A 9,704-nucleotide genomic window follows, 5' to 3' on the forward strand; every position below is an offset into this window, starting at 1 on the left:
CTGTTTAAACTGATCCGCACTTTTAAGCACTTCCCCGTTTATGGAGGGAATGATCACATAAGTCATGCCTGTGATGTTGGCCGCTTCGATATAAGTTTCAAGGTCGTCAGTTTTGCCTTCCACAAAATACTGGTCCATCCCAAAATGTGCACTAGCTGTAGTTAGACCATTCTGTTTCAGCAGGTTGCTGAACGCTTTGGCATCAAGCCCCCAGAAACCGTCTTTTTTTGAGTACCCAAAAGGTTCAACCTCTTTATAACCAGCCCCGGCAACTTTAGCGATATAGCCTTTCACATCTTTGGGTAACTGGTCGCGCAGGCTGTACAGCTGCAAGCCGGCAATATGACCGGATTTAGCTGAAAGTAAATTCGGCGCTATCATGGCGGCAGCGGTAACCATACCGGCCTGTGTCAGGAACTTTCTTCTTGATGTTTTGTTCATTTATTCATTGGTTTATTAGTTCATTGGTAGAAAAGTCATTGGGTCATTTGCTGCGCGTCATTGAGTCATTGGTATATTTTAATACTGTTTTAACTTTTCAACATTACAACCTTCTAACTTTACAACAATCTACACATCACAAATTTGTATCGCGGCCTTTAGGGATGCGATTTTGTCGGAATTTTTTGGCACAAATTCCTGGCCTACATAACCTTTGTAGCCCGTAGCCACTATGGCCCGCATTACGGCAGGATAATGAAGTTCTTGTGTGTCGTCGATCTCGTGCCTGCCGGGGATGCCGCCGGTATGATAATGTGCGATATACTGATGATAATCGGTTACATTTCTAACAATGTCACCTTCCATGATCTGCATATGATAGATATCAAAAAGCAGCTTAAAGTTTTCAGAATTTATACGTTTTGCCAATTCAACACCCCATTCCACGCTATTGCACTGGTAATCTTTGTGATCGATCTTGCTGTTCAGCAATTCCATACAGAGCACCACGTTGTGTTTTTCGGCTAACGCAACAAGGGGTTTCAGTCCTTCAACACAGTTGTTCCAGCCGGTTTCGTTGTCTTTACCCCGCCGGCTTCCGCTAAAGCAGATCAGGTTTTTGTAACCGTTCTTCTCCACCAGGGGGATCATTTCCGTATAATTCTTCTGGAGGGTAGCATGAAACTGCTTATCGCCAAAAGCGTCTGTCAGGTTGATCTCGGCGCCATTGCACATGGATGAATACAAGCCATGTTTTTGCAGTATAGGCCAATCCTTAGGCCCGCACAAATCGACACCGGTAATACCTATTTGCTTACTTACTTCACAAAGCTGATCGAGTGTTAATTCACTGTAGCACCAGGGCGAAACGGAGTGGTTAATATTGCCTTTAAGTTTGTCTGACAATTTTTCTTTGATTTCTTCCTTTTTAAAAGAGCTTAACATGCCTGTTGCTGTAATTGCAGCGGTTCCGGCAACGATGTTGCGGATAGCCGATCGTCTGTTTTGTTTAAATGCCATGGTGCAGGGTTATATTTGTACTTCCGGGGATGGTTCTTCAATATCCAGGCCGGGTTGGGTTTGTATTTGATTGGTATCTTTAAAAAACAACAGGAACAACACTAACACCGCCGCCGCTATGCCGCCTGGTATCAGCCAGATGGTTTGCCAATGATCTACTATCGGCCCTGAAATGGTGAAACCGATGAACATACCAACGCCATAGGTTGCCAGGGTGATAAATCCCTGCGCGGCGCTTTTAAATCTTTCTCCCGCAAGATTGTCGGTGTAAATTTGCCCGGTAACGAAGAAGAAATCATAGCAAACACCATGAATAATGATCCCAGCAAGCAGCATCCAGTATTCATTGCCCGCATTTCCGTAAGCAAAAAACACATACCGAAATGCCCAGGCCAGCATGCCCATGGCCAGCATTTTTTTTACGCCAAGCCTCACAAAGAAGAAGGGCATAGCCACCATAAATATCAGTTCAGAGAATTGCCCGAGTGATTGCACTCCAGCTGCACGTTTCATGCCAACTTCGTTCAGGAATGGATTGGTAAAATTATAATAAAACGCGAGCGGAATACAGATGGCCACAGATGCAAGGAAAAACACCAGGTATGACCGGTTCTTTAACAATCCTATTGAATCCAAACCGATGATGTCGCTTAACGAGGTTTTTTGACCTTTTTTTACCGGCGGGGTGTCTGGTAAAGTAAAACTTAAGACGCCAAGCATCGCTGAAGCAACAGCGGCCATTTTGAATGTCAAAACCAAAGTTCCACTTTGCTCCCAGCCTAGCACACCGATGGTGATACCTGCTATTATCCAGCCGACTGTTCCAAACACTCTTATCCACGGAAATTCCTTACTCGGGTTAGTCATTTGTTTAAAAGAGATCGAATTCACCAGGGCAAGTGTTGGCATATAAATTATCATGTATGCCAAAATACCAGGATAAAAGGCGTCAAATGTCGGCACAGTTGTTTGATAATAAAGCAGCATGGCACCGATAATATGCAGTATACCGAGTATTTTTTGGGCCGAAAAGTATTTGTCGGCGATCAATCCAATAATAAACGGCGCTATGATCGCACCCAGTGCTTGCGTCGCGTAGGCCGTACCATTTTGGGTGCCGGTTGCGCTAAGTGTTTTGGTCAGATACGTCCCCATGGTAACAAACCATGCCCCCCAGATAAAAAACTCCAGGAACATCATTGTCGATAACTTAATCCGGATGGCTGCTGTCATGGCTTGTGGCTTGTTGAGTACCCTATTTTTTTAGGGTTAAAATGTATTTTACAATAGTTTTGGCATCATCCATTGAAAGCGCGGCATGAGGAGTCATCGCTACCTCGCCCCAGTTACCTTTTCCGCCTTTGATGATCTTGCTGGCTAAAGTATCAATAACGGCATCAGATGCAGTATATTTTTTTGCAACGTCAGCGTAAGCAGGGCCTACCACTTTTGAGTCGACCTTATGGCAGGTTAAACAATCATTTTTTGCGATCAGTTTACCGCCAGCCTGGGTGGTGTCTATTGTTCTTGATGCTGTTGCTGCCATAGCGCTTGTATCAGTGGCAGGAGCTGTAGCTGAACTGTCAGAACTCCCTGATTTTGAACCGCCACCGCAGGCGCTGAATACTGCCGCTATAAGTAACATTCCGAATACTTTTTTCATGCTGATGATTTTAGTTTGATATGTTGTTAAATTATAATTTGATTTTTTAAAATTACAATATTAATATTCTATTGTTCTATACAGCCGCCGATTTTAATGCAGCATTTTTGTTTCTGGAACGCATATAAATAACAAGCCCGGTAAATGCAACAATAAGCCCTATAGGTATGAAGCTTGTAATATGCAAAACATCAATGCCGGTTACATTTTTTGCGTCGTTATACAAAGTTTCTAAACTGCTGCCCGGCGCCGCTTTAACAGCATCCTGCAAACTGCTTCCAGCCGGTAATTTACCTGCCACCACCCTGTCGATATAATGCCCCATGTATATGGTATAAAAAGATACGGACAACATCCCCGCGCCCCCCATCAGGTTTAAGCCCAATGCGCCTGTTTTAGGAAGGTTTTCGTTCACAAAACCTAACATGGTTGGCCAAAAATAACATACACCTATACCGAATACAATTGCATCAACAAACACATTGCCTGTTGAAGTATATAGTAAGTAAAGGCCAACTGCAGCAATCGTAGCGGACATCAACAAAACACCCTGTGGAGCGAAGCGTTTTAATACCGGCTTTGCCAAACCACGTCCCAGTACCATTACGCCTGATGTAGCAGTAACAATAAGAATTGGGTTACCTATGCTTTTTAGTAATACCGGCACCCATTGTTCCGTATATAACTCTGTGATGGCTGTGCCGCACATGCAAATAAACATAAAGATGAATAAAGGCGACGCAAGGGCCTTATACATACCGGCCATAGACACTCCCGAAGAAACGCGTTCGGTAACCGGGAAATCTAATTTCGAGAACAAATACCCGTAGATCAAAGTTGGGATCAGCATCGTGCCAACCTGGATCTGCCAGCTTAAACCTAATTTTGTAAATAGTAAAACAATCAACGTTCCGATAAATATCCCTCCAGGGAACCATAAATGGAAATGATTAAGTTTTGTCGTTTTACTTTCAGGGAACAAGGTAGTTACCAAAGGATTACATGCTGCTTCAACCGTTCCGTTGGCAACACCAATAGTTAAGGTAGATATGAACAGTGTCCAGAACCCACCGGCGAAGATTGTTAGTAATATACCCAACAGGTGAAAGATAAATGCCATCACCAATAAGCGTTTCATACCAATGATATCCACAATCATTCCACCAATAACTACGGCCAGCGGGAAGCCCCAAAAAGCAGTAGCGGTGATAGCCCCTAATTGGGAAGCATTTAAATGGAAATTTGATTGAAGGTCGCCCATGATACCCGCGCGGATACCGAAAGACAGGGAGGTTACCAGCAGGGAAAGACAACTCGCCCTGAATAACGCTGTACGGTTAATTTGCATTGTTCAAAAAATTTTAGGTTTATTAGTTTATTTATTGGTTCTTCTTCATGCGGATATTTCAATCAATACCCAAAGTTTTGCGGTTAAACGCATCGTCAGACCCGGAGGCCGCAAAGTCATCAAAAGCCTTCTCCGTAACCCTGATGATATGATCTTTAATAAAAACCGCGCCTTCTCTCGCGCCGTCTTCAGGATGTTTAAGGGCGCACTCCCATTCAAGTACGGCCCATCCTGTGTAATTATATTGTGTAAGTTTACTAAATATTCCTTTAAAATCAACCTGCCCATCGCCTAATGAGCGGAACCGGCCCGCCCTGTCTATCCAGTTCTGGTAGCCGCCATACACACCCTGTTTGCCGGTAGGGTTAAACTCCGCATCCTTAACATGGAACATTTTTATCCGTTCGTGATACAAGTCGATGTATTCCAGGTAATTGAGGCACTGCAACACAAAATGGGACGGATCGTAAAGTAAACAGGCACGTTTATGGTGGTTTACCTTATCTAAAAACATTTCGTAGGTGATTCCGTCGTGCAGGTCTTCACCGGGGTGAATTTCGTAGCAAAGGTCGATACCGCAATCTTCATAAACATCCAAAATTGGTTTCCACCGTTTGGCTAGTTCGTCAAAAGCAGTTTCAACAATGCCGGCCGGCCTTTGGGGCCATGGGTAAACCATCGGCCATAATAACGCCCCGCTAAAAGTTACAGAAGCGTTTAAACCTAAATTTTGAGATGCTTTGGCTGCATATTTTAATTCCTGTACGGCCCACTCCTGCCTTGCTCTTGGGTTATTACGTAAATGTTCCGGCGCAAATCCATCAAAAAGCTGGTCGTATACCGGGTTTACAGCAACCAGCTGGCCCTGCAGGTGGGTGGAGAGCTCGGTAATTTCCAAGCCGTAAGAATTGATCTCGCCTTTTAATTCCTCCGCATAAGTTTTGCTTTCAGCTGCTTTTTTCAGATCGATAAAACGGGGATCAAGTGTGGGTAACTGCAGCCCTTTATAGCCTAAAGCTTTTGCCCATTTACAAATTCCTTCGAGGCTGTTAAACGGGGCCTCATCCCCTATAAATTGCGCTATAAATAGTGCCGGTCCTTTTATGGTTGTCATTGGTTCACTGGTTCATTAGTAGAAATGTCATTAAGGCATTTGCTGCGCGTCATTAGTCATTTTCAAATCATCTGCACATCCGCACATTTGCATATCCGCACATCAGATTACATAATCCGTCCACTTTTCGTTGCTTTGGTTAGAGGCAACTACATTTTCAATAAATGCCATACCCCTTATGCCGTCTTCAACGCCGGGAAAATCCAACCACTCGGGTTTTGGTTCCTCGTTGTTAAGTTTTGCCATCAGCGATAGTGCAAAGTTGCGGTACAGGTTGCCAAAAGCTTCCAGATAGCCTTCCGGGTGTCCGCCGGGGGTACGGGTATTATGTACCGCGTAGGTTGATTCCCTGTCGCCGTAATTGCCGCCTGCCCTCAGCGTTTGCGCTGGTTTATCCAGCCATTTCAATGTTAATGTATTTGGTTCCTGCTGCGCCCATTCCAGGCCGCCGAGTTCACCGTAAACACGAATTTTAAGTGCATTTTCTTCACCGGCTGCAATTTGCGATGCCATCAGCGTACCAGTGGCATTGTCTTCAAAACGGAGCAGGATAGCGCCGTCATCATCCAGCATGCGGCCTTCAACAACAACATTTAATGAGGCGCAAAGCTGAGTAATCTTTAAGCCTGAAATATATTCAGCCAAATGTGCCGCGTGGGTACCTATATCACCCATACAACCGCTTTTACCTGATTTTTTCGGATCAGTTCTCCAGGCGGCCTGGGCATTACCTTCACGTTCAGATAATTTGCTCAACCATCCCTGGCAATATTCTACATAGATCTTCCTGATTTTGCCGAGCGCACCTTTTTTCACCAGTTCACGGGCTTCTTTAACCAGTGGATAACCTGAATAAGTGTGGGTAAGCAACAGCATCAAACCTGTTTCTTCCTGTTTAGCCCGCAGTTGTTTTGCTTCATCGAGGGTAAATGCGATGGGTTTTTCGATCACCACATGAAAACCATGGTCCATGGCCATCATTGCCGGTGCAAAATGCGCGAAATTCGGTGTAACGATCGTTACAAAATCCATTCGTTTATCTTCAGGCAGTTTGCTTTCTGCAAGGATCATTTCCTCGAAATTCGTATAAGTCCGGTCTTCCCGTAAAAAAAGAATTTTACCACTTTCAATAGCTATTTCTTTGTTTATACTAAGCGCGCCGCAAACCAGTTCAATTTGGCCATCCATATTGGCGGCGATTCGGTGAATAGCACCTATAAAGGCATCTTTTCCCCCGCCGATCATGCCCATGCGGAGTTTTCTGTGAGACATATTAATTATTGAATTATTGAGTTGTTGATTTAGTGAATTAGTGAGTTTAATTAGTGAATTATAGAATTATTGATTTGTTTTAATCGCAATAATGCTGATCTTTTTAATGAAAATCTAAATTATTAAATACTTTTTTAATTCACTAATTCAGTTATTCACTAAATCACTAATTCAATAATTCACTAATTAATTAAGCATCCGCCCAGGCTTTATCGCCTTTTTTATAAGGTACGCAGCCGTCGAAATGACCAGGGGTTTCTACATACCGCAGGGCTTTTGTGGCCCCAATTTCCGATGTAAAAAATCCCAGCAGGGTTATTTCCTTCATCATTTTAAAATAGTGGTTGGGCTGATCGGGCGCTACGTAGTTGATATCACCTTTATGTTTTGCCTCTTCCGGCGCTATTTTCTTATACAGTTGCTTATAGAATTCCTTTTGCTCACTGTCAGCCGCTATGAGCAATTCTGTACGCTGAGCCAAAGAAATATCCATAAACTTGGCATTGTATTTTTTCTGGCTGGCATCATTCAAATTGGAGATCCCCTCAATAAATGTTTTTTGATCTGCCGGGGTATAGCAATCACGCACCATTACCGCCATAAATTGCCCTACTCTGGCTGCTTTCGCACCAGGCGAGCTTGCTGTGGTTGGTAAAATGGTTTCAGCAACCTCATTTAAAAAGTCGGCATTTTCCTGTTTGAACAAGTCGTCGACATTTGAAGCGCCGTTTGGCCGGCATCCCGACAGGAAAAATTCGGCGCCTATTACCGCGCCACCCATGAGCAGGGCCACCCTGCCGATTGCATCTCTTCTATTCATTTTAGTTAGTGATTTAGTGAATGAGTGATTTAGTGAATTGCATAAAAGTGAATTAGTGATTGATTTTAAAACTAATTTAAATCACTAATTCACACTTCACTTATTCACTATTTATCAGGTTGCCCAAGCTTTGTCACCTTTTTTGTATAGTAAATTTCCGTCATAATGGCCCGGTACGGCAATATAGCGCAAAGCTTTCGTGGCACCGATCTCAGAAGTGAAGTAACCTAATAAGGTTAATTCCTTCACCATCCTGAAATAGTGTTTCGGTAACTCTGCAGCAACGTACGAAGGATCGTCTTTATGCTTTAGTTTATCAGCGGCGATGTCCTTATCGCGTTTGGCGGTATACTCCTTTTGTTCCTTGTCAAGGTCAACCAACAGATCGGTACGCTGTTGCGGGCTAAGGTCCATAAACTTGCTGCCTGATTTTTTATTGGCAGCGTCATTCAGTTTGCCGATACCGTCAATAAAGGTTTGCTGATCAGCAGGAGTGTAGCAATCTCTTACCATTACGGCTATAAACGACCCGACGTTTGCCGCTTTTGCACCCGGCGAGCCGGCAGTGGTTGGCAATATGGTATCAGCCACTTCGTTTAAAAAAGCAACATTATCCTGTTTGAACAAGTCGGCAACATTTGATGCACCTCCCGGTTTACATCCCGACAGGAAAAATTCGGCGCCGATAACCGCGCCACCCATGATCAGGGCTACCCTTCCTATTGCGTCTCTTCTATTCATTATTAATTTTGAATTATTGCGTTATTGAATTGTTTTAGTTTATAATTGGTATGGCAGAAATATTGTTTGAATATCGGATAAAAATTCAATAAATCAATAATTCCGTCATTCTGCATTATTATATTGTCCAGCCTTCCCTATAAGTGCGCTTAACATATTGGTTAACGGCATCAAAATTGGTGATCTTCATATTGTCATTATCCCATTCCATTTTAATATGGCCGCCTTTAAGGTCGTGTCCTCTTACGGCAAGATTCGCCATCAGTAATGCTTCAGTTAAAGGGCCGGCTACATCGAATGATGAGCTTAATTCAGTATTGCCGTAACCTGCTATACAGCCTTCAACCCACTGGCCGTAGTGCCCGTCAGACTGACCGTGAACGCGGGCGTATTTTTGTTTCACGTGGGTTTCTTTTGTAAGCGACGTTGGCAACAACTGTGGGTTAAATCCGTAAGTGCTGGCCATCATTTTACCTTTTGTGCCGATAAATAAAGTGCCATTACCGTCGTCTCCAAATTGTTCGTTGGCACCCAATTCTTCAGGTCTTTCCGGTTGAATACCGCCATCCATCCAGTGAAGGGTTACCTCTCCATGTGTCTTTTCGGTTTTGGGGAAAGTAAGGGTGATATGACTTGACGGCGGGCAGCTATCCGGGAAATGACCCTGGCGGAACTCTCCTACATAAACTGAACCTACACTTGCCTGAACATCTTTAGCATATTGCAGCCCAAGCGCGCGGAACGGTGCCTCTAATAGGTGGCAACCCATATCGCCCAGTGCGCCGGTTCCGTAATCCCACCAGCCGCGCCAGTTAAACGGTACCAGGTTTTCCACAAAGTCTTTTTTAGGGGCGGTACCCAACCATAGGTCCCAATCTAAAGTAGCAGGTATCTCCGCCTTTTTGGTTGGCCATGGAATACCCTGCGGCCAAACGGGGCGGTTTGTCCAGCAATAAACCGTATGTACGTGCCCTATTTTACCGGCATCATACCATTCAGCGAGTTGCCTGGTGCCATCGTTAGAGGCACCCTGGTTGCCCATTTGGGTTACCACTTTGTATTGCTCTGCAGCTTGGGTTAACAGGCGGGCTTCTGCAATATCATGTGTTAATGGTTTTTGAACATAAACGTGCTTGCCCAGTTGCATAGCATGGTAAGCTACGATAGCATGCGTATGGTCGGGGGTTGATACTGATACAGCATCAAAGTTTTTTGATTCTTTATCAAATACTGCGCGCCAGTCTTTATAATATTTGGCTTTAGGGAATCTTTTGACAGATGTTGC

Annotated in this window: 10 protein-coding genes; all 10 read right to left on the reverse strand. The window is 44.0% G+C overall.

All coding sequences use genetic code 11. The annotated features are described in order from the left end of the window. The coding region (locus tag QZY09_RS10810) for a twin-arginine translocation signal domain-containing protein (protein WP_295672259.1) at nt 1–441 on the reverse strand (441 nt) is incomplete at its 3' end. A 129-nt stretch (nt 442–570) separates the two neighbouring features. Further along, nucleotides 571–1,461 carry a TIM barrel protein gene (locus QZY09_RS10815; protein WP_295672260.1) on the reverse strand — a complete coding sequence of 297 codons (891 nt, stop codon included), beginning with the start codon at nt 1,459–1,461 and terminating at the stop codon, nt 571–573. Nucleotides 1,462–1,470: 9 nt separating this feature from the next. Then, nucleotides 1,471–2,694: a nucleoside permease gene (locus QZY09_RS10820; RefSeq protein ID WP_295672262.1), complete on the reverse strand. Its 1,224-nt coding sequence runs from the start codon at nt 2,692–2,694 to the stop codon at nt 1,471–1,473. Nucleotides 2,695–2,716: 22 nt separating this feature from the next. Next, the gene (locus QZY09_RS10825; RefSeq protein ID WP_295672264.1) at nt 2,717–3,124 is read right to left on the reverse strand and encodes a c-type cytochrome; all 408 of its coding nucleotides are present in this window, start codon (nt 3,122–3,124) and stop codon (nt 2,717–2,719) included. Between the two features lie 76 nt (nt 3,125–3,200). Continuing rightward, nucleotides 3,201–4,472, reverse strand: a complete 1,272-nt coding sequence (locus tag QZY09_RS10830) for a sugar MFS transporter (protein WP_295672266.1) — start codon at nt 4,470–4,472, stop codon at nt 3,201–3,203. Between the two features lie 58 nt (nt 4,473–4,530). Beyond that, the gene (locus QZY09_RS10835; protein WP_295672268.1) at nt 4,531–5,586 is read right to left on the reverse strand and encodes a sugar phosphate isomerase/epimerase; all 1,056 of its coding nucleotides are present in this window, start codon (nt 5,584–5,586) and stop codon (nt 4,531–4,533) included. A gap of 102 nt (nt 5,587–5,688) precedes the next feature. Further along, nucleotides 5,689–6,858 carry a Gfo/Idh/MocA family oxidoreductase gene (locus QZY09_RS10840; RefSeq protein WP_295672270.1) on the reverse strand — a complete coding sequence of 390 codons (1,170 nt, stop codon included), beginning with the start codon at nt 6,856–6,858 and terminating at the stop codon, nt 5,689–5,691. A gap of 190 nt (nt 6,859–7,048) precedes the next feature. Further along, a complete protein-coding gene (locus QZY09_RS10845; RefSeq protein WP_295672272.1) occupies nt 7,049–7,678 on the reverse strand; it encodes a gluconate 2-dehydrogenase subunit 3 family protein in 630 nt (209 codons plus the stop codon). A 114-nt stretch (nt 7,679–7,792) separates the two neighbouring features. Next, nucleotides 7,793–8,419 (reverse strand): gluconate 2-dehydrogenase subunit 3 family protein, encoded by a 627-nt coding sequence (locus tag QZY09_RS10850; RefSeq protein ID WP_295672274.1) that lies wholly within the window; start codon nt 8,417–8,419, stop codon nt 7,793–7,795. A gap of 118 nt (nt 8,420–8,537) precedes the next feature. Continuing rightward, a partial coding sequence (locus tag QZY09_RS10855; protein WP_295672276.1) for a Gfo/Idh/MocA family oxidoreductase occupies nt 8,538–9,704 on the reverse strand: 1,167 nt, incomplete at its 5' end.

This window comes from uncultured Mucilaginibacter sp., from assembly GCF_903913935.1.
Taxonomy (GTDB): Bacteria; Bacteroidota; Bacteroidia; order Sphingobacteriales; family Sphingobacteriaceae; genus Mucilaginibacter.